At 34.1% G+C, this 20,976-nt stretch carries 17 protein-coding genes; all 17 read right to left on the bottom strand.

All coding sequences use genetic code 11. The features are described 5' to 3' along the window. Nucleotides 1-9: 9 nt before the first annotated feature. The 17 genes from sufB to mnmG all read right to left on the bottom strand — a co-directional run bounded on the left by sufB (nt 10) and on the right by mnmG (nt 20,968). The gene (gene sufB / locus STERM_RS01345; protein ID WP_012859750.1) at nt 10-1,422 is read right to left on the bottom strand and encodes a Fe-S cluster assembly protein SufB; all 1,413 of its coding nucleotides are present in this window, start codon (nt 1,420-1,422) and stop codon (nt 10-12) included. Between the two features lie 16 nt (nt 1,423-1,438). Beyond that, on the bottom strand, nt 1,439-2,185 hold the full coding sequence (sufC, locus tag STERM_RS01340; RefSeq protein WP_012859749.1) for a Fe-S cluster assembly ATPase SufC: 747 nt from the start codon (nt 2,183-2,185) through the stop codon (nt 1,439-1,441). Nucleotides 2,186-2,664: 479 nt separating this feature from the next. Continuing rightward, on the bottom strand, nt 2,665-3,060 hold the full coding sequence (gene acpS, locus STERM_RS01335) for a holo-ACP synthase (RefSeq protein ID WP_012859748.1): 396 nt from the start codon (nt 3,058-3,060) through the stop codon (nt 2,665-2,667). Nucleotides 3,061-3,231: 171 nt separating this feature from the next. Beyond that, nucleotides 3,232-3,558, bottom strand: coding sequence for a magnetosome magnetite crystal formation protein family (locus STERM_RS01330; RefSeq protein ID WP_012859747.1), 327 nt, complete (start codon nt 3,556-3,558; stop codon nt 3,232-3,234). An 80-nt stretch (nt 3,559-3,638) separates the two neighbouring features. Next, the gene (locus tag STERM_RS01325; RefSeq protein WP_012859746.1) at nt 3,639-4,394 is read right to left on the bottom strand and encodes a TatD family hydrolase; all 756 of its coding nucleotides are present in this window, start codon (nt 4,392-4,394) and stop codon (nt 3,639-3,641) included. A 93-nt stretch (nt 4,395-4,487) separates the two neighbouring features. Then, nucleotides 4,488-4,970, bottom strand: a complete 483-nt coding sequence (locus STERM_RS01320; protein ID WP_012859745.1) for an S-ribosylhomocysteine lyase — start codon at nt 4,968-4,970, stop codon at nt 4,488-4,490. A 23-nt stretch (nt 4,971-4,993) separates the two neighbouring features. Continuing rightward, nucleotides 4,994-5,911: a D-alanine--D-alanine ligase gene (locus STERM_RS01315; protein ID WP_012859744.1), complete on the bottom strand. Its 918-nt coding sequence runs from the start codon at nt 5,909-5,911 to the stop codon at nt 4,994-4,996. A 298-nt stretch (nt 5,912-6,209) separates the two neighbouring features. After that, complete coding sequence (locus STERM_RS01310; protein ID WP_012859743.1) at nt 6,210-6,695, bottom strand: STAS domain-containing protein; 486 nt, start codon at nt 6,693-6,695, stop codon at nt 6,210-6,212. 103 nt (nt 6,696-6,798) lie between these two features. Next, nucleotides 6,799-7,692, bottom strand: coding sequence for an Hsp33 family molecular chaperone HslO (hslO, locus tag STERM_RS01305; RefSeq protein ID WP_012859742.1), 894 nt, complete (start codon nt 7,690-7,692; stop codon nt 6,799-6,801). Between the two features lie 19 nt (nt 7,693-7,711). Beyond that, a complete protein-coding gene (locus STERM_RS01300; RefSeq protein WP_012859741.1) occupies nt 7,712-8,953 on the bottom strand; it encodes an NAD(P)-dependent oxidoreductase in 1,242 nt (413 codons plus the stop codon). Nucleotides 8,954-9,027: 74 nt separating this feature from the next. Beyond that, nucleotides 9,028-9,666 carry a hypothetical protein gene (locus tag STERM_RS01295; protein WP_012859740.1) on the bottom strand — a complete coding sequence of 213 codons (639 nt, stop codon included), beginning with the start codon at nt 9,664-9,666 and terminating at the stop codon, nt 9,028-9,030. Between the two features lie 140 nt (nt 9,667-9,806). Continuing rightward, nucleotides 9,807-10,817, bottom strand: a complete 1,011-nt coding sequence (lpxD, locus tag STERM_RS01290) for a UDP-3-O-(3-hydroxymyristoyl)glucosamine N-acyltransferase (RefSeq protein WP_012859739.1) — start codon at nt 10,815-10,817, stop codon at nt 9,807-9,809. Between the two features lie 14 nt (nt 10,818-10,831). Continuing rightward, a complete protein-coding gene (locus STERM_RS01285; protein ID WP_012859738.1) occupies nt 10,832-12,883 on the bottom strand; it encodes a BamA/OMP85 family outer membrane protein in 2,052 nt (683 codons plus the stop codon). A gap of 14 nt (nt 12,884-12,897) precedes the next feature. Beyond that, entirely contained in the window at nt 12,898-17,409 is a 4,512-nt protein-coding gene (locus STERM_RS01280; RefSeq protein WP_012859737.1) for a translocation/assembly module TamB domain-containing protein, read from the bottom strand. A gap of 156 nt (nt 17,410-17,565) precedes the next feature. Continuing rightward, nucleotides 17,566-18,375, bottom strand: a complete 810-nt coding sequence (locus STERM_RS01275) for a ParB/RepB/Spo0J family partition protein (RefSeq protein ID WP_012859736.1) — start codon at nt 18,373-18,375, stop codon at nt 17,566-17,568. Between the two features lie 9 nt (nt 18,376-18,384). After that, entirely contained in the window at nt 18,385-19,080 is a 696-nt protein-coding gene (rsmG, locus tag STERM_RS01270) for a 16S rRNA (guanine(527)-N(7))-methyltransferase RsmG (protein ID WP_012859735.1), read from the bottom strand. A gap of 1 nt (nt 19,081) precedes the next feature. Beyond that, nucleotides 19,082-20,968, bottom strand: coding sequence for a tRNA uridine-5-carboxymethylaminomethyl(34) synthesis enzyme MnmG (mnmG, locus tag STERM_RS01265; RefSeq protein ID WP_012859734.1), 1,887 nt, complete (start codon nt 20,966-20,968; stop codon nt 19,082-19,084). Nucleotides 20,969-20,976 lie beyond the last annotated feature (8 nt).

The following is a 20,976-nucleotide window of genomic DNA, read 5'->3' as shown; positions in this document are numbered from 1 at the left end:
AGTGCCCTCCTATCCTATAGTACCTTCCAGCTCCAGCTCTATTAATTTATTTAACTCTACTGCATATTCAAGCGGCAGTTCCTTGGAAATCGGCTCCACGAACCCTCTTACTATCATGGCTTTTGCCTCATCCTTGCTGATACCTCTCGACATTAAATAAAATATAGCTTCCTCGCTTATTCTTCCTATCTTGGCCTCATGCCCGATATCTATATTGTCATTATGTATTTCTATAATAGGTATAGTATCTGATCTTGATTCATTATCAAGCATCAATGACTCACACTCTACTGTAGACTTACATCCGTGTGCATTAGGCGCCACTCTCAGAAGTCCTCTGTACAGAGCCGTACCTCCGTTTTTGGAAATTGACTTTGAGTGTACATTGGAAGTTGTGTATGGTGCTGCGTGTATTACCTTTGATCCTGTATCCAGATACTGCCCTGTAGAAGCAAAAGTAATTCCTGTAAATTCACATCTTGCACGCTCTCCCTTAAGAATACTCATAGGATAAAGCATTGATACTCTTGACCCGAATGATCCTGATACCCATTCTATTACTCCGTCTGCATCTACTGTTGCTCTTTTGGTATTCAGATTGTACATATTTCTTGACCAGTTTTCTATAGTCGAGTATCTTAGTCTTCCGCCTTTTTTTATAAATAATTCCACTGCTCCTGCGTGAAGTGCATTTTTCTGGTATTTTGGCGCTGAACATCCTTCTATAAAGTGTAAATCCGCGCCTTCCTCCACTATTATCAGCGTATGCTCAAATTGTCCCGCTTCAGCGGCATTTAGTCTGAAATATGACTGCAAAGGTTTATCTACCTTTACTCCTTTCGGAACATATACAAATGATCCCCCTGACCAAACAGCCCCGTGCAGCGCAGCAAATTTATGATCATTCATAGTTATCAGTTTCATAAAATATTCTTTTACTATATCTTCATGCTCTCTAAGTGCTGTCTCTATATCAGTATAGATAACTCCCTGTTTTACCAGCTCTTCATGAATACTGTGATACACCACTTCAGAATCATACTGTGCTCCCACTCCTGCAAGTGACAGCTTTTCAGCCTCAGGTATTCCCAGCCTGTCAAAAGTATTCTTTATATAATCAGGTACATCATCCCATGAATCACTCATTATTTTACTGTCAGGACGCAGATAATGAATAATATCATCTACGTCTAAATCGGACAGATCAGCACCCCATTTAGGCATAGGTTTGGAATTATACACCTCAAGCGACTTTAATCTATGCTCAAGCATCCATTCAGGTTCGTTTTTTTCTTTGGAAATTGTTCTTATTATTTCCTCTGTCAAACCTTTTTTAGTGGTAAATTCATGCTTCATTTCATCTTTTATATCATAAACGCCTCTTTCAATATCGGCAATATAAGTTTTCTTTCTGTCTTCCAAGTTATTCACCTCTTTTTTAAAGTCCTAGTTCTTCCTTCATTTTTTGATACCCGTTTTTCTCAATATATTCCACCAGCTCTATCCCGCCGCTTTTTACTATTCTTCCGTCCATCAGTATATGGACAAAATCTGGTTTCAGATAATCAAGGACTTTATTATAATGAGTTATTATAAGAAGTGCATTATTATCATTTTTCAATTTTTGTACACCCTCGAAAACTATCTTTGTAGCATCTCTGTCAAGTCCAGAATCTGTTTCATCCAGAATTGCCAGCTTCGGTTCCAGAACTGCCATCTGAAGTATTTCATTTTTCTTTTTTTCTCCCCCTGAAAAGCCTACATTCAGATGTCTGTCTGCATATGTAGGGTCTATATGAAGTCTTTCCATTTTTTCTACTAATTCCTGATGAAACTGCATAAAATATTGTTTTTCTCCTGATACTGCTTCTTTTGCAGCTCTCAAAAAATCTTCCACAGTAAGTCCCGGTATTTCCTCAGGATACTGGAAAGATAAAAACATACCTTTTTGTGCTCTTTCATCCACAGCAAGATCATTTATTTCCTCACCGTCAAATATTATATCCCCGCCTGAAATTTCATATTTAGGATGCCCGACCAAAACACTTGCCAGAGTTGATTTTCCGGCTCCGTTCGGCCCCATAATAACATGTACTTCCCCTTTATTTATATTAAGGTTCAATCCCTTTAAAATTTCTTTATCTTCAACTTTAGCTTTTAGTTCCTTAAGCTCCAATAAACTCATTACGACCTCCATAAATAATATATATACAACTATTCTACTATATAATACCAAAGTAGTCAATCATCAAAATTATTTTGGTTTCAAAATATTTTGATTCAAAATATTCGATACCGAGCATATATTGAGTATTTAGAATATAAAAATGTAATAATTACAATTTATTTTTTTATAAGTTTTTATTTATATATATTTTATATCAAAACATACTATTCTTATATAAACAAAAAAAATCATGAACTTATATTTTAGTTTTCCATGATTTTTTCTGATGTTGGCAATATTTTAAAAAATCCTTTTCTAAAGCAAAAAAGATATATTTTTTTATATAAAATAAAAATCAATAAAGGTTTATTAAATAAATTTTTCGTTTCTGACTTATCTGTTAATGAGAAAACACTTTAGACACACCAGATATCTATTTTTTTATTTGATTCACAAAGTAATTTTTCAATTTTATTTATTTTTCAAAAATAAATTTTTTATATGATATCCCTCTGTTTATTTTCATCTTCTTTATACAAAATAACTGTGGAAACAGCATACTCCTTACTATGTGATATGCTGATCTGAAACTTCACTCCTTCCATTATTTTCTCCAGATCATTATAAAATTTCAGATAAGGCTTGCCAAGCTCGTCATTATATATTTCTATATCTACCAGATTGAATCCTCTGAAACCTGTTCCTACAGCCTTAGATACAGCTTCCTTTGCTGCGAATCTGCCTGCATAGCTGGGATATGGATTTTTACGCTTTTCCACATGCTCTATTTCATTTTTGGTAAAAACTCTTCCTTTGAATGTTTTTACATTATTTATAGCATCTTTTATTCTCTCTATTTCTATTATGTCTGTTCCTATTCCTATTATTTCCATGACTTCTCCTTATATGCCAAAAAAATTTAGAATTCCATTCTTCATACTATTTTACCTCTTGTCATAACTTTTTTCAATACTAATTTTATTTCATAAAAAAATGGATTAAAATAAAAAATTTTAATCCAGATTTTAATTGTTAATATATTTTTCAAAAATATACAATTTTTGTTATTTAACTAAATTAAAATTGATAGGAAATCCTGGTGTTTTTCCTTCTTCAACTGCTTTCATTGCTTTGAAATCAATAAATGCATGATATAGCCAAATTGCTAATGATACTAATGGCGCAACTAAACCTAAACCAACCATTCCTAAAATAAATCCTATAACAAAACTAGCAATAAATGCTACTATTGTAAAAGATATTTCAAAATTTAAACTTAATTTTGCAGCCTCTTTCTCTTCATCTGATTTTGCATTTATAAAGAAAATCAAAGATGAAATTAAGCCAATGAAAATCGCTAAAATGTACATTAGTTTCGTGTTTTTTTCCATAAATCTCTCCTTTTTTTTAATAATTAACACCGTTACATGTTAACATTTTAAGGTTTTTTTGTCAAATTTTTCTCAGAAAATCATATTGAATAAATCTTTTTTGCATTGTTTGTAGTGACTTCTATAACCTGTTCCAAAGATATTTCTTTTATTTCTGCAATTTTTTCAGCCACATATTTTACATATACCGGTTCATTTCTTTTTCCTCTGAACGGTTCAGGAGTCAGATACGGACAGTCTGTTTCTATCACTATTCTTTCCAGAGGAAGTTTTTTTACAGTTTCTTTTGTTACCTTATTATTCTTGAAAGTAACTACTCCCCCTATTCCAAAATAATATCTGTCCATTAGTTTCTTGGCAGTTTCATAAGAACCCGGATAACAATGCATTATCCCTCCGAGATCTTTATATTCTTCGAGTATTTTTACAGTATCTTCAATTGCATCTCTCGTATGTATAACTACAGGAAGCTTCACCCTTCTTGCGAGCTCCATCTGCAGTCTGAATATTTCCATCTGCTTTTCTTTCGGATCTTCCATCCAGTAATAATCAAGTCCTATTTCTCCTATTGCTGTCACCTTAGAATTTTTCGCCAGCTCTTCAAGCTTTTTTTCCGCTTCTTCACTGTATTTTTTTATTTCAGTGGGATGAAATCCTATTACACTGTATATTTTTTCATACTTTTCCGATAAAGCTATACTTTTTTCTGATGATTCCATGTCATAACCGATACTCACCACGAAATCCAGCTCATTGTTAATTCTGTCCATTATTTCATCGAAATCATCCCTAAACTTCTCATCATATATATGTGCATGTGTGTCTGCTAATTTCATATTTTTTCTCCTATTTTAAGGAAAGTGAAACTTCCGAAGACATAATTTTCAAATCTCTGTCTTCTTCACTTTCACTATCTTTATATTATGTTTTTATTCAGGATATGCTAAATTGCTTTCCGTGAATTTTTCCATTTTTTCCAGATATTTTTTCGCTTCATATCTTGCCATTGGAAGATTCTGATCGAGATAATTCCCGCAGTCTTTTGCAGCAGCTCCCGGAATCTCTCCCTCAAATGTGCTGATAAATTTCCACAGTCTTTTTATCAGATCAAGTATATCCTTTGGTTCAAGTCTTCCTTTTAACAGCAGATAGCACCCTGTTCTGCAGCCCATAGGTCCGAAATAAACCACTTTATCTTTCCATTCCTCGTCATTTCTCAGAAAAGTAGCTCCTAAATGCTCTATTGTATGCAGCTCTGCTATATTAATAACAGGCTCTGCATTTGGTTTTTTCAGTCTTATATCAAAAGTAGTAACATAGTCACCGCCTACTTCATCTATTCTTGAAATGTAAATTCCCGGCTCCAGTTTAATATGATCTACTGTAAAACTCGGTATTTTATTTAATTCCATATTATCACCTCTCTAAACAATATTTATCTTTTTATCTTTAAAGATACTTCAATAAGCTTATCCAGGAGTTCTGAATAACTAACTCCGAGATGCTTCAGACTTTTTGGAACAAGACTTGTCATTGTCATGCCCGGAAGTGTATTTATTTCCATAAGATAAGGCTTGTTATCTTTAAGCATAAAATCTATTCTTGCATAACCTTCACATTTTACAGCATGGTAAGCTGTTTTTGTGAGCTCATTTATCTCATCCTGAAGCTCTTTTTCAAATTCTACCACATACTCGTCAGCTCCGCCAACTTCATATTTTGATGCATAATCAAAGAAAGTACCTGCTTTTGGTTCGATACACAGCGTAGGGTAAACTTTTCCGTCAATAATAGGAACTGATATCTCTACACCTCTCAAAACTTCTTCTATCATTACTTCTTTATCTATAGTAAATATATCTTTTAACGCCTCATAAAATTCCTGTTCGTTTTTTATAAAATGAACTCCTACACTGGAACCGCCTGAATTCGGCTTGGCTATTATATCTTCCCCGAGATAGGCAGCTGCCTCGGAATAGTCACATTCCTCACCCTCCCTCACAGAAATCCATTTGGCAGTTCTTACTCCATAGCTTCTCATTATATGTTTTGTAATATCCTTATCCATACACAAAGAACTAGCCAGAACACCGCAGCCTGTATAAGGTATATCCATTGTTTCCAATATTGCCTGAATTTTACCGTCTTCTCCAAATTTTCCGTGTAATCCCAAAAATACAAAATCCACTCCGTCCAAAGAAGTAAAAATATCATTTTTATCATTTAATACTATATCTTTTACATCATATTTATCTTTATTCAGTTCTCTTATTATTCCTTCACCGGATTTAAGCGATACTTCTCTCTCGGAAGAGATTCCTCCTCTTACAACACCTATTTTAAGTTTTGACATTTCCGACTAATCTCCTTTATATAAATTTTATAATCAGATAATATTTTTGTATTCTTTGTTATACAAAACCATCAAACCAATATATTTATTATTTCACAGCCTGTCTTTTTCAGTCTGTAATCTGTTATTATACTGTCCAAATCCGGCAAATTATCTTTTTCACTATATTCCAAAACAAGAAAAACTGAAAAAGAGTCCTATTCTTTATCAGTAAATTCCTTTTATTAATATATCAGTATTATATCTCAAATCATAAGATATGATACCGGTTCATGATTTTGTCCAAGCTTTGATTTTTTTATTTATTCAAATCTTTTTCTATCATGTTTACCACATTTTGAAATGTCTCTTTATTTTTTTCATTTAATTCCATTAAAGTCTTATGCATTTCCAAAATATGCAGCGTTTTTTCTTTTCTATCACTAAAATCCTGGTTTTCCAGCTCTGATGTTTTTAACTGAAGCGAACTGTCCTCTATTTTTTCTACGAACTTATCTATTCCTGTCTGCTTCAAACCGCTTAGTACCATATTTGAGGCATTCATTATGTATAATGTAGAATTCCATGTTTTTTTTATTTCAAGGGCACATTTGGCTATCAGTCCCAAAAATGTACTATCCAGGTAGTTACAAGCAGACATCTCAAAAACCAGATTCTTTTTCTCGCCTTTGAATATTTTGGCTAAAAGATCTGAAAGTGTCTTACTGTTCTTCATAGTGGCATTTCCTTCTATTTTTATAAAAATAGTATCATCTGCCTCACTATATAAAAATCTGTCTTCCATTTTTACCTCCTGAATTTTATTATATCATATTTTAAAAGCTTTTAAGTCTGTTAATTTAAAAATATTTATCCTGCTGTGATTTTTCTCAAAACAGAATATTATGCTAAAACTCTATATCCTCAAAATCTTCTTTTGTAAATTCATATTTTTTCATGCAGAAATGGCATTCTACCTCCATCTTTCCGCCGTCTTCCTCTAGAATACTGTCTATTTCTTTTCTTCCGAGTGTTATGAGTCCTCTCAGATATCTTTCTCTGGAGCAGTCACACTTATATGTAATTTCTGATTCTGCAAGTATTTCATAATCCTCTACCAGCTTTCCTTCTTCATCGCTTCCCATATCCTCATAAAGAAGCCGTGCTATTCTGTATATGTCAAAGCCGCCCTCAAAAAGCTCTGTTACAGGTCTTATAGCTTTTAGCTTTTCTTCGAGCCTGTCTATAAATTCATTTTCTGCCCCGGGAAGAAGCTGTATAATAAATCCTCCTGCACAAGATACTTTATAATCTTTATTTATTTTTACTCCTAATGCTACCACAGAAGGTATTTGTTCCGAAGTGTAAAAATAATATGCAAGATCATCACCTATTTCTCCGGTCTGGAGCTGGACAAGTCCTGAAAACGGATCTCTCAGTCCCATATCTTTTATTACGTACATTGTCCCGTTTCCTACTGCTTTTCCTATGTGTATATGCGCGGAATCATGATCGTCAGTTTCCACCTGAGGATTACTCAGATATCCCTTTACTTCACCTTTCATATTAGCAGTAGCTATGATTGTCCCTGCCGGACCGTCACCATTTATTCTTATTGTCATTGAATCATTTTCACTTTTCAAATCTGATCCCATCATTCCGGCTGCTGTAAGAACTCTTCCCAGTATTGATATTCCTGTAGGACTGCATGAATGTATATCCATTGCTTCCTGAACCATATCTTTTGTATCACATATAAAAAATCTGGCATTTTTGCTGACACCTTTAATTAATTTTCCCATTTTGTCTGTCCTTTCCTGTTCATTTATATTCGTTCCTCATGTATTCATCCATTTTTTCCGCTATTATCTTCGACATTTTTACTGCCTCTACCACAGTTTTCGCTCCGGTAACCACATCTCCGCCGGAAAAAACACCTTTTTTAGTAGTACTTCCGTCTATATTAGTCACTATAAGACCTTTTTCATTTATTTCCAGCTCTTTATTAGTAGAAACTATATTCGATCTCGGTCCCTGACTTATTGCTACTACTACAGAATCACATTTATAAAAACGTTCGCTGTCATAATCTACACTATAATCTGTAATACCGTCTTTTTCAGTTAATTCTGTATTTGCAATTACTACACCGTCATCTTTTATTTCAAGTACAGTCTTAAAATTCATTACCTGCACACCTTCAGCCACTGCATCATTAAATTCTTTTCTGTTAGCGGTTATTCCCGCCTCTCCTTCTCTGTTCAGAAGCAGAACTTCTTTAGCTCCGTTTCTTATCATCGTTCTGGCTGCATCTATTGCTACGTTTCCAGCCCCGATTATTACTATTTTTTCTCCCAGCTTGTAATATTCAGGCGATTTTAGATAATCTATGGCATAATGAACATTTCCGAGAGCTTCTCCTTTTATTTTCAGTTTTCTCGGATTCCACGTTCCCGTTCCTATAAAAATAGCTCCGTAGCCATCATTAAAAATATCATCCAGTGTTAATGTAGGACCAATCAATATATTTGGTCTTATTTTTACACCTATCTCCATTAATTTTTTCTCCAGCTTATCAATCGTAACTTTCGGAAGCCTGAATTCAGGAATACCGTATCTAAGGACTCCCCCTATCTGTGAGTGTGATTCATAGATTGTGATATCATAACCTTTAAAGGCAAGTATAAATGCAATAGCAATTCCCGCGGGTCCGCCCCCTATAATTGCTACTCTTGACTTTCTGTCATTTAATTTATGTATAGCAAAATCCACATTATCAATATAGCAGTTTGAAATCTCATTTTCTATTTTTCCAAACTCTACTCCTTTGGATTTTCTGTTCAGAATACAGCTTCCCTCACATTGCTTTTCATGAGGACATACTATAGAACATACTATTGAAAGAGGATTATTTTTAAATAAAATATCTCCTGCTTCAAGTATTTTATTCCCCAGATACATCTGTATTATCTCTTTTATAGGTGTGCTTACAGGACATCCTTTCTCACAGAAAGGTATTTTACAAGCTATACATCTTTTAGCTTCCGTCACATTATCATACATATTTATCTCCTTATCTCTCCAATAAGTTACTTAATTAACAAAATTCCGTGCAGTAAAAAAGGCACTTATGTGCCTTATTTTTTCTGCATTGGTTGTGGTTTTGGCTGAATATCCTCAGGCTCCGTCTTTTTTTCTTCAGTAGTTTCATCTGATTTTGCAAAACCTCCGAGTGATGAAATCTGCCCGAACATAATATTCACATTATCCGGAGTCAGCTCTATTTTATTGCCTTCTTTTGTATTATAAACTGCAAATTCAGTCACAGCTTTTATTTTAGGTACATTTTTATCATTCAGAATTTCTATGAGTTTCTTCTCCAGTGAACTGTGATCATCTGCTTTTGATCCTTCGCCGCCTGCTGACATATCCTGTATTGTCTCTTCAAACAGTCTCATAAAAACACCTTTTATATCTACATTTTCTATTTCTACTTTCACTATAGTCAGCTCGTCTGATTCTTTTTTTGTCTGAAGTACTTTATAATTCATATTTTTAAAGAGTGCTTCAAAAATAGCTTCCTGTGTTTTATTTTTATAAGATATCTCCATTATTTCCATGTTTTTAGCAACATCTTCATTTTTGACATATTTCATAGCTGCATCAATTTTTTTATTTTTAATGTTGTCTATAAATTTCTCCACGGTATTATCTGCCTGTTTTCCACAACTCACCATGAACAGGCATATTATGATCAGAAAAAAAATCTTTTTCATTTATACAACTCCCTCTTATTTATGGTGATTTAATTTTACATTATTTATTATTCATAGTCAAGATAAACTTACATCCAGTGTAGTGCTCCGTTCACTTTGCCGCTGTTCTCTTTACAAAAATATTAAACAGTCATAAATCATCATTTTTCTTCATTTTTTAATAATTTTTCCAGTTTTTTTACCCTTTTAATCAATTCCGGAACTTTACCCATAGACATTTTTACTCTAAGGTCTTCCATATGCGGTCTTAAAGGGTAACCTGACATTTTCGAGTTATCCGGTATATCATTGGTAATTCCGGATTTCGCTGCTACCACTACATTATTTCCTATTTTCAAATGCCCTGCTACTCCTACCTGTCCGGCAAGAACAGTATTATTCCCTACCTCTACACTTCCGGAAATTCCTGTCTGTGCTATTATAAAACAATTTTCTCCTATTATATCATTATGGGCAATATGAACAAGGTTATCTATTTTTGTACCTCTTTTTACAACTGTAGATCCTATGGCTCCTCTGTCTACACATGAATTAGCGCCTATTTCTACATTATCCTCAAGAATAACATTTCCTATCTGTTCTATTTTTACATTATCGCCGTTTTTATCTTTTATAAAACCAAAACCGTCTGCACCAATCACTGCTCCCGGCTGTAATATTACATTTTCTCCCAATACACAAAACTCTCTTATTACTGCATTGGAATATATTATAGAGTTCTTCCCTATTTTTACACCTTCCATAATAGTTACATTGGGATGAATAACAGTATTTTCTCCTATTTCCACATTATGCCCTATATATGAATTTATCCCTATCAGGACATTTTCACTTATTTTAGCGCTGTCCTCTATTTGTTTTTCAGGTTTTTGCATTTTTGGTTTAAAAAAATTAAGAAGTATAGGAAGAACATTTCTTGGATTTTGTTCCAAAACAATATAAGCTTTTCCGTCAGGATACTCCTCCATAACAGGAACTATAACTGCTTTTGCCTTTGTCCCGGCTATATTTTTCAGCATGCTTTCATCAGCTGCAAATGTGAGATCCTCAGGATCTGCTTCAAAAAAAGGAGATAACTTAGAAAATTCTAAGTTATCCTCCCCTATGATCTTTCCATTTATTAATTTTGAAATCTCATTTATATGATACATTTCTCCTCCAGTTTTTACCAGCTTGGCCCAAAGTTAAAGTAGAATTTACCATTATCTTTTTTGGAATCTCCAGGTGCTATATCAAGCGGCCATGCATAGTCAAATTTTAGCGGTCCTACAGGTGTTAATATTCTTACTCCTATTCCTGCTCCGGATTTCAGATCTTTAAATTTATCTGCTCCGTCTCTGTCAGGTTTTTTATCATTAGTCTGCCAAGCATTACCTATATCGAAGAAAGCTACTACCTGTATACTGTTAGTTACCTGTGTTCTGTTTTCCACGTTAAAGTAAAATTCGTTATATCCTTCAAAGTCACCATAATCATATCCTCTTATAGAGTCTGCTCCACCCATCTTGAACCTTAGTGCTTCCGGTGTTTCTGATCCTGTTGTTCCCCAAACTGCTCTATATGCCATTGTATTCTTATCTTTAAAGAATGTTCTGTGATATGCTCTCAAATCAATTTCAAACTGATTATAGCTTCTGTGATCTGATACTATTTTACCTATTTCATCACTTAAACTTAAGTATAAACCTTTTTGAGGACTAAATCTGTTATTTCTTGTGTCATATGTAATTGTCGGAGTAAAAGCTACTAAGTCATAGTCATCTCTTTTAGCACCACTTCTGTAATATTCCTTAACATCTTCGTATCTGATTGCCCCTCTTACGTATATGTCGTCGTTAAGTCCCTGTCCAAGTGTCCATCTTGTACCGTATCTTTTTACTTTATATAAATCTGTTCCGTTAGCATCGTCATCTTCTGTCTGTCTGTAATAAATACTTGCTCCTGCCTGAAGTCTTTCCGTTCCTCTTATCCAAGGATCAAAAATACTTATTTCATATGTTTGGTCACCTTCATCTGAAATTTCAATAGCTGCTTTGAATTCCTGTGCTCTTCCGAGGAAATTGGAATCTGTATAGTTAATACCTCCTAAGAATCCTACTGAAGTTCCGTATGATATATTACCGTTAATAGATGCTGCCGGTCTTTCTTCAGCCTCCATCTCTATTATTCTTCCGTTAGGATCTGTAGCACTTGGTTTAAAGTTAGGCTGTATTGATGTAAAAAGTCCTGTTCTGTATATATTTCTTATTGTCTGTTCCATTTTATCCCTCTGAAAAATTTCCCCTACTTTCATTCTTGTTTCTCTTTCAAGGATATAATCCTGAGTTCTTAAATCTGTACTTTTTGGTGTTCTTCTTTCACCTTCTCTTTTCTTACCTATCTTTCTGTATTCTATTGCTTCAATTGTACCTTCAGAAAGGATTATTCTTACATTTCCGCTGTCATCAAGCTTCATATCATCAATTCTTGCCAGAGTATAACCGCTGTCCTGATACTTTTTGATTACACCGTTTTTAGAAGGATCCATTTTCTCTATATTTAGAATATCTCCCTTTTTTACCTCAAGGGCACTTAATAATTCTGCTTCAGTAAATATTGTATTTCCCTCTATTGTAATATTATTTACTCTAGGATTTTCCTCAACAACGTATTCTATGCTGATAGTATTATCTGCTCCTCTAACTACCTTAGGCTCTACACTACTGAAGTATCCTGAATTAAATAATTTTGAAGCTCCGTCTATGGCATCCTGCGGCACAAAAAACTCTCCTGTTTTAAGAGGAATGTCTTTTATGAAATCAGCTTCTTTCAGAGACTGTAATCCTGTTATACTTACATTTGATATTATAAATTCAGTTTTTTTACTAAGCTCTTCTCTTGATTCTTCCCTTTTCGCTATTTCCAGCGCATTAGGCATTTCATCTACTTCTATTCTGATATCTATATTGTCGCCTTCTACCTGTGTGTAAAAGTTAGCATCATTGATGTAGGGTAATTCCCTAAGAGCCAGATAAGTATCACTTATTTTCTTTGTACTGTATGTTTCTCCTTCTCTTATTTTTAATTTGCTCATTACTAATTCTCTTGGCAGTTCCCTTAAGTTAGAGATGAGAATATTTCTAACCCTCAGTTCGTTATTTTCTGCGGCTTGAATATTAAATGTTGCCAAAATAAGTATAACCATCACAATTATAATTGATGATAACTTTCCTTTCATAATTACCTCCAAATTCATTTTAGTTTATCCTGTTCAGGAATAACTTCCAGTTTAGGTTTTCTGAGACTCTTTAAAAAATCTCCAAAAGTATAAAACCTTGTGGAAAATTCCACACCCAGATAATAGTCTGTCTTATCTACAAGGCTGTCATTTCCTCTTAAATTTTGTAATCCTAAATTTACTCCAAATTTTTCGCTTACCTTATAAGTAATCCAGAAATTATAATCTAATCCAGCACTTGCCGTGCTTTCTTCTCCATAACCTAATTCAACATTCCAGTATAATCTGTCTTTATACAGATTATCCTGGATATATACAGATGGTGCTATTGTTGCTCCAAAGTCCTGACCATTTGCATTTTTATCCGTACTCTGAGTTTGTACATTTGTTCTCAGAGATACTGCAGATAATCCAAAAGTTTCTTCTATTGTACCAATTACGGAACCAAAAATCAATTGATTTAATATAGGATCTGCAAGATTTCCTAACTGCTGATTTTGATCTCTTGATTCAAATTCACTATTTTCAGCAGTTCTGGCATCAAAAATCAATAATGCTAATATTTGTTCTTGACTCAATCCTAAACTTGAATTAAACTTTATTTGAGGATCACTTAAGTTTCCGCTAATACTTACACTTACCTGATCATTGTTTATATTTGTGGTAGCAAGTACTACTACAAAAGGATTTCCTATTTCTGATCCTGAGAAACCGCCGCTGCCGTAATAAAACTCTGCCTGATCCAGAACGAAATTTCTGTCGCTTAAAGTAAATTTACCTTTTGTTACGTAGAAATCTCCAGATGCTGAGATATTTCCGGAGTTAAGCATTATTACACCTTCACCCTTCAGAACACCTCTTATATTTCTTACAAGACTTACACTAGGTATTTCCAGATCAATTCCTTTCATTATATTTATTCTTATGTTGGCAGAATACTGCCCCATTATGATATCTACTATTTCACTCTGCAATCCGTCAATTATAGACTTTTCTTTTTTCTTTCCGGAAGTTTCCTCTTCTTCTTTTTTATCACCTATAAACTGAGATATATCAGCAATCTTACCTTTATCCACAATTACAGATCCCAAAAGCTCTTTCTCGGTAAATGACAGATCTGCTGACAGTACGCCGTCGAATGTCTTACCATACTTAATATTTGTTTTATCCAGTGTTATTCTTAGATCAAAGTCTCCCAGATCCAGCTTTTTACTATCCGCAAAATCAGCAGCAAGTCCCGGCACATCCAGGTTACCTGATATATTAACAGTTCCGCCGTTATAGTTTCCGCTAAAATTATTAACTACCAATTTTCTGTTATTAATATCTATATTGGCATTTAATTCAGATATATCCACATTCCCCTTTTGATCTTTAAATACAAAATTTTGAAGATCAATAATCCCTGATGTATTTTCAGGTGTAAATGTTACATCCAGATTCGCTATTCCGCCTGCATCCTTCATTCCGTTTCCTGCTTTTAGGAAATCAAGATTAAAGTTTTCGGCAAGAACATTTATATTATAATCTATCGGTGTGAATGTTACATAACCATTTACCAGAAGCGGGTTATTTTCATATTCCAGATATAACTGTCCTATATTCAGACCCTTATTATTGATCTGTGCATCTATTGACAGATTATTAAAACTAAATCCTGATACGCTGAAATTATCACTCTCAGCTTTTATATCCACAAAGAAGTCGTCTATATTTCCTCTCAATATAAGTGAATAATTTATAATTCCGGTATAGCCTTTTTCCTTGAATCCTTTTATTGAAGTCAGATCCAATTCTTTATCATTAAGTACAAAATCCAGCTGTGATGTTGACAGATCATCTATTTTCGTACTTGTATGAAGTATTTCCTCTCCTTCTTCACCTCTGAGTATAAACTTCGATACCTCAAGACTTCCCTTTTTAAGAATACTTTTTATGTCGCCGTTTTTATAAGCTATGACAGATTCCACTGCCGGAAGCTTTATATCCCCATACTGCATATGTCCTATATTAATATCACCCGTTATGGTGAAGTCATCAAGTCTTCCCTGAAGTCTCAGATCACTGTTCAGGGAAACAATAATATTATCCATGCCGTATAATTCTTCAAGCTTCTCCTCATCTATATGTACATAAACATCAGCTGTCTGTGTATTTAGATCGTATGTTCCTTTCAGCGTATTTTTTCTCCAAGCAAGCTGATCCAGAATCAAGACACTGTTTCTTACATCTACATTACCTTTCAGCTCTCCGCTGTATCTGTTATCTATCGTTACCATTGACGGACTTATAAACATAGAACCATTAAGTGAGTTTACATTTCCGCTGAGATTTACGTCAAGTTTCAAGAGCTTCAGGTTAAACTCAGGCTTGCTTACATTATAAAGCACATAATTATTTATCTGTGCATTAAGATTAACATACTGATCCTTTATATTAAATGATACATTGGCATTTAAATCTTCATTTTTAAAATCTGTCAGTGTAATTACATTATTTTCATATTTCACATCTCCGCTGAGGTTCTTAAAACGCTGATAATTCAGCCATATTTCCCCTGCATTTACCTTTGCCTGAAGTCTTCCTTTTAGAAGGTCTTCTATATTTCCGCTTACATTTAATTTCTCATATTCCACAAAGTATTTTCCTCTTTGACTGGCAATATTAAAGTCTCCCTTTAAGTTTGCGCCGCTGCCGTATATATTAGCATTAAAATCAGTTACCAGATCCGATTGTTCCATTCCGGCAACTTTTATGCCGAATCTGTCAAGAAGCGGCTTTATTCTTACATTTGAACCGCTTACTTTGTATCTGTGATTAAATTTATTGTCAGTAGTCCCTGTCGCTCTTACATTCTGTCCGCTTATAGCTGCCGCAGCATTTACATCAAAATTTCCGTTTCTTACTATTGCCGACACTCTTGCTGTATCAAAATATTCGTTTTTTGCTATGTCTATATCAGCAGCTCCCGAAACCAGAAGAAATTTATCCAGACTGATTTTCAGATTTCGTATTACTGGCTTTAATGTAAATTTATTCTCCCCATATTTCAGGTCAAAATACTGTTTTCCTCCTGTACTTATTTCCAGTAATTTATTTTTTGTGTCAAAAGCAAAATTCCCATCTGCTTCTTCAGAGAAAAAGTCACTTCTTACCACATTATTTTTATCTATTTCAAAATTTCCGTTTATTTTCTTTATACTGAAATCAGACCCTTTATTATCCAGTTCGTACGTACCGCTTCCTGCTTTCAGCTTTGTATTATATGAAAACAAAGCTCTTGCATCTGCTGCTATATGAATATCGGATATAGTTTCATTAAAGCCGAAGCTTATATTGCTCAGAGTCAAAATACTGTTTTTATCATAAACCAGATTAGTTTTCAGATTCCGAAAATTATAACCGCTGTACTGCAGATTCGGAGAAGATAAAAAGCCGTCAAATTCATATATCTTTTTGTCTAAATCCAGATTTGCATTAAAAGTCCCTGTTATCCTTCCAAAAGCTTCTATATTCTGTTCCTTAACAAGTTTATATTTTCTAATATCCGAATAATCCATGTTATCTGATTTTATTGCCAGCTTAACTGTTTTTGTCTTTTCCAGAAACTTTATACCCAGATCGAGCTTTCCTCCGTTAAGCTCTGCTCCTGTTGCTATATCTACATTATTGTCTTTTAACACTACATTAGCATTTACATTTTTCAAAATTTCATCATAATCTACATATTTTAATGTACCATTTTCGATATTCAGATTTCCTGAAAACTTTTTGTTAAGTTCCATTTTCAGCTTTCCCGAAATTTTTCCGTCATAAACTTCCAGTCCTTCAAACGGAACATACTGTACTGCCTCGGGAAATATTCTGAATTTATCAAAATTCAGCTCAAAATATATTTTATTCTCACGGATTGCCTTTCTCTGCAAAAATGCTTCCGGTGATTTCTTTTGGGAAGGAAATATTTTCAGTACCACTCCTATTTTCTCATCATCATTATTTCCTGCAGCTTCAAGGGATATACCTTTAGCTTTGCTAAAATTTACATATCCGTTTACATTATCAAGATTTTTCTGGATAAGTTTCTTATATGAAGTATCCCTGTAGTCCAGTTTTGCATTATAAAAATTAATCCTGCCTATCCTTGAGGTTCTGTCTATCTTATCAGATTCCCCTGAAAACATCTCCACAATGTTAAATTTCATTCCATCCTGCTTTTCCAGAATTACATTTGGGGAATATACATCTATTTTTCTGACTCTGGATATACTAAGCGGATTAATGTATATGTAACCTTCGTCTGCTTCGATTGCAGGCCTTTTCTCTTTGTCATAAAGAACCAGTCCAGTGACTTTTATTTTACCATAGCCTACAAACTTTGCATCTCCTACTTTTATATCAAGATTAAGACTTTTTATAATACCCTGAATATCTTTGCTGAACAATTTACTGTTAATATATGTGACTACTCCTGTTATAACCATTAAAAGGAGAATAAATACTACTATTGTTTTCTTAAGATATTTCATGATTATTTTCTCCCTCCGTTTTTTTGATTTTATTTTTCTGTAGTTTTATCCTGATACAATATTCTGGTTACTCTTAGTTAAACAAAGCGTTATATCACATTACCCCGCAATACACAGTAAACAGACAGCGGCATTTGGCTAACTATGAATGGAATGTTACTCCAGATCAAGCTTTAAAATATTCAGAATTCTTTCGAGATCTTCATAACCGTAAAACTCTATTTCCAGTTTCCCTTGATCTTCATTTAACAGTTTAATTTCCACTTTTGATTCAAAAAATTCTATTAATTTACTTTTCAAATACTCTATTTCGTCAGAGCTTCCTTCAAAAACAGACTCTGATTTTTTATTTTTAGGTGTTTTATCTTTTTTCTGGCTTTTCTTTGCCATTAATTCTAATTCCCGCACCGAATATTGTTTTTTTACAATTTCATCGGAAAGTTCTTCTATCTGTGTATTATCCTTAAAAGCCAGAAGTGTTCTGGCCTGTCCGTAAGAAAGCTTGTTTTCTCTTACCATCTGCTTCACTTTTTCCGGAAGATGCAGAAGACGAAGCTTATTTGATATCGCTGATCTTGTTTTCCCTAATTTTTCCGCGAGTTCTTCCTGAGTGTAATTATACACTTCAATCAAATTATTATAAGCCTCTGCTTCCTCTATGGAATTCAGATTTTCTCTCTGCACATTTTCCAAAACAGCTATTTCAAAACTTTTTATATTGTCACTTGCTATTTCTATTACAGGTATCTTACTGAGTCCTGCCATCTGTGAAGCACGAAATCTTCTTTCTCCTGCTATTATCTCATACTTATTCAGCGATACTATTTTTCTGACAATAATAGGCTGTATTATTCCATATTCCTTTATAGATTTTGAAAGTTCCTCAAGTTTTTCATCATCAAACTTTTTTCTGGGCTGCTTTGAATTTAAAATTATTTTTCCGGAATCCAGATTTAAGAGCTTCATATTTTCTCCCTATAATGGTTTTTTAGCAGGTATGCCTGTTTTTCTCGGATATCGGCTGCTTATTTCTTTTAATTTTTGAATTTCTATTATTATTCTTTCATCATTTGATTCAGGAAGTCTGAATTTGTGAATTTTTAAAATTTTGGAATTCAGTGTTTTTAATGCATTTTCAGACTCTGATAATTCGTTTTCATTTAATTTTTGAGGTAAAAATCTTCCGTTTACTTTTAAAAGCGGTATCATATACTCAAGTATTATTCTGAGATTTGCTACTCCGCGGCATAAGCCCAGATCGAAAGAACTCCGGCTTTTTGTCACAAGATCCTCAGCTCTTTCATAGCTTGTTTTTACATTTGTCAGTCCCAAATTTTCTGCAGCTTCATCTATAAAAGATATTTTTTTTCTCACTGAATCCACAAGCAGAAAATCTTTTTCCGGAAATGCAACAGCCAGTACAAGTCCCGGAAACCCGGCACCTGTACCTATATCTATAATTTTCTTATCTGTATGTAAAAATAATTCTGATAAAAGCAGTGAATCTATGAAATGCTTTTCCAGTATCTCTTTTTCATCCCTTATTGCTGTAAGATTCATTACTTTATTTTTTTCTGTAAGCAGCCGGAGATATTTAAGCAATATTTCTACTTTAGAATTATCCAGCTTTATATTTGATTTTTTCAGAAGCTGTTCAAAATAATCCTTCATATCAGCTTAACACTCCTTCTAAATACATTAGTAAGACAGAAACATCCGCAGGTGTAACCCCGACTATTCTTGATGCCTGTCCTATATTATGCGGTCTTTTTTCGCCAAGCCTCTGCTTTGCTTCCCTTGTTATTCCCAGCATTCTGTTATAATCAAAATTTTCCGGAATCATTTTTTCCTCGAGTCTCTTTTGTCTTTCTATTATCTGATATGACTTTTGTATATAACCTTCATATTTTACCTGAACCTCAGTCTGATATTCAATATCCTCGTCATAAGACAGATCAGGTACATCGTTCATTATTCCTGCTATATATTTTATGTCATCATAAGTTACCTTCGGACGTCTCAGAGTTTCTTTAAGGGTAGTTCCGCTTTTTAAAGAATCTCCGTATTTATCAAGTATCTCCACAAGTCTTCCGTTGCTTGTTCCCAGTTTGGTATTCTCCAGTATTTCTATAATCTTTTTTACAGATTCTCTTTTATGTACAGTTTTTTTATACTCCTCTTCACTCACAAGCCCTATTTTATAACCGGTCTCTGCCAGTCTCAGATCAGCGTTATCTTCCCTCAAAATTAGTCTGTATTCTGATCTTGCCGTAAACATTCTGTACGGCTCCATTATTTCTTTATTAATTAAATCATCTATCATAGTTCCTATGTAAGAATCTGCTCTGTCCAATATAAGAGGCTCTTTATTTTTCAGCTTCTGCACGGCATTTACTCCTGCAACAAGCCCCTGAGCTGCTGCCTCTTCATAGCCGCTTGTTCCGTTTATCTGTCCCGCCAGATACAGATTTTCAACAGCTCTTGATTCCAGAGTATATTTTAATCCGCTGGGGTCCACATAATCATACTCCACTGCATAACCGTATCTCATTATATGTGCATTTTCAAGTCCGATTACATTATTTACTATTTTCTGCTGTATTTCTGCAGGAAAGCTTGTAGAAAGACCGCTTATATATACTTCTGAAGTATCAAAGCCTTCCGGCTCCAAAAATAAATGATGGCTGTCTTTCTCACTGAATTTTACTACTTTATCTTCTATTGAAGGACAGTATCTCGGACCTGTACTATCTATAGAACCGTTATACATAGGAGCTTTATCCAGATTCGACAAAATTATGCTGTGTATATTCGGCGTTGTTCTCGTAAGATAGCATGAAAGCTGCTTTCTGCCCTTTATATCCTCATCCTTTGTCCTTGCAGAAAATTTTAATAATTTTTCTGTTTCTCCCGGCTGCTCTTCCAGAATATCCAGATTTATCGTCCTTATGTCTACTCTTGGAGGTGTCCCGGTTTTAAAACGTCCGATTTTCAATCCTTCTTTTGCAAGAGAATCAGATAGTTCTTCACTTGAAAGCTCGCCCATACGTCCGCCTTTTATTTTTCTGTCCCCTATATGCATAAGCCCCTTCAAAAAAGTCCCAGTCGCCAGAATTACTACCTTTGCAGTAAATTCAAGTCCTGTTTTTGTACTTATTCCGGTAACCTTTCCGTTTTCCGTTTTTAATTCCGTCACTATATCCTGTATTATATCAAGATTTTCCTGATTTTCCACAGTTTTCTTCATTTCTCTGCTGTATACTTTTCTGTCAGCCTGAGCTCTCAGTGATCTTACCGCAGGCCCTTTTTTAGTATTCAATATACGCATCTGTATAAAGCTTTTATCCATATTGCATGCCATTTCACCGCCTAAAGCATCTATCTCTTTTACAAGATGACTTTTTGCGGGTCCTCCGAGCGACGGATTACACGACATCATTCCTATATTATCAAGTGTTATTGTAAATATTGCAGTTTTCATTCCCAGTCTTGCACTTGCCAGTGCCGCTTCACACCCTGCATGACCTGCTCCCACTACAATAACATCATAATCTCTCATCTGTTCCT

Source organism: Sebaldella termitidis ATCC 33386, assembly GCF_000024405.1.
GTDB lineage: Bacteria > Fusobacteriota > Fusobacteriia > Fusobacteriales > Leptotrichiaceae > Sebaldella > Sebaldella termitidis.
This window is presented reverse-complemented; position numbering and strand designations above follow the sequence as displayed.

Bases quoted from the DNA above. Each gene is read 5' to 3' on its own strand.
- STERM_RS01300 (WP_012859741.1), bottom strand. From the start codon at position 8,953: ATGTATGATAATGTGACGGAAGCTAAAAGATGTATAGCTTGTAAAATA.
- STERM_RS01315 (WP_012859744.1), bottom strand. From the start codon at position 5,911: ATGTCAAAACTTAAAATAGGTGTTGTAAGAGGAGGAATCTCTTCCGAG.
- STERM_RS01285 (WP_012859738.1), bottom strand. From the start codon at position 12,883: ATGAAAGGAAAGTTATCATCAATTATAATTGTGATGGTTATACTTATT.
- hslO (WP_012859742.1), bottom strand. From the start codon at position 7,692: ATGGGAAAATTAATTAAAGGTGTCAGCAAAAATGCCAGATTTTTTATA.
- acpS (WP_012859748.1), bottom strand. From the start codon at position 3,060: ATGGAAATAATAGGAATAGGAACAGACATAATAGAAATAGAGAGAATA.
- STERM_RS01325 (WP_012859746.1), bottom strand. From the start codon at position 4,394: ATGAAATTAGCAGACACACATGCACATATATATGATGAGAAGTTTAGG.
- lpxD (WP_012859739.1), bottom strand. From the start codon at position 10,817: ATGTATCATATAAATGAGATTTCAAAATTAATAAATGGAAAGATCATA.
- mnmG (WP_012859734.1), bottom strand. From the start codon at position 20,968: ATGAGAGATTATGATGTTATTGTAGTGGGAGCAGGTCATGCAGGGTGT.
- STERM_RS01280 (WP_012859737.1), bottom strand. From the start codon at position 17,409: ATGAAATATCTTAAGAAAACAATAGTAGTATTTATTCTCCTTTTAATG.
- STERM_RS01275 (WP_012859736.1), bottom strand. From the start codon at position 18,375: ATGAAGCTCTTAAATCTGGATTCCGGAAAAATAATTTTAAATTCAAAG.
- STERM_RS01295 (WP_012859740.1), bottom strand. From the start codon at position 9,666: ATGAAAAAGATTTTTTTTCTGATCATAATATGCCTGTTCATGGTGAGT.
- STERM_RS01330 (WP_012859747.1), bottom strand. From the start codon at position 3,558: ATGGAAAAAAACACGAAACTAATGTACATTTTAGCGATTTTCATTGGC.
- STERM_RS01310 (WP_012859743.1), bottom strand. From the start codon at position 6,695: ATGGAAGACAGATTTTTATATAGTGAGGCAGATGATACTATTTTTATA.
- sufC (WP_012859749.1), bottom strand. From the start codon at position 2,185: ATGAGTTTATTGGAGCTTAAGGAACTAAAAGCTAAAGTTGAAGATAAA.
- rsmG (WP_012859735.1), bottom strand. From the start codon at position 19,080: ATGAAGGATTATTTTGAACAGCTTCTGAAAAAATCAAATATAAAGCTG.
- STERM_RS01320 (WP_012859745.1), bottom strand. From the start codon at position 4,970: ATGGAATTAAATAAAATACCGAGTTTTACAGTAGATCATATTAAACTG.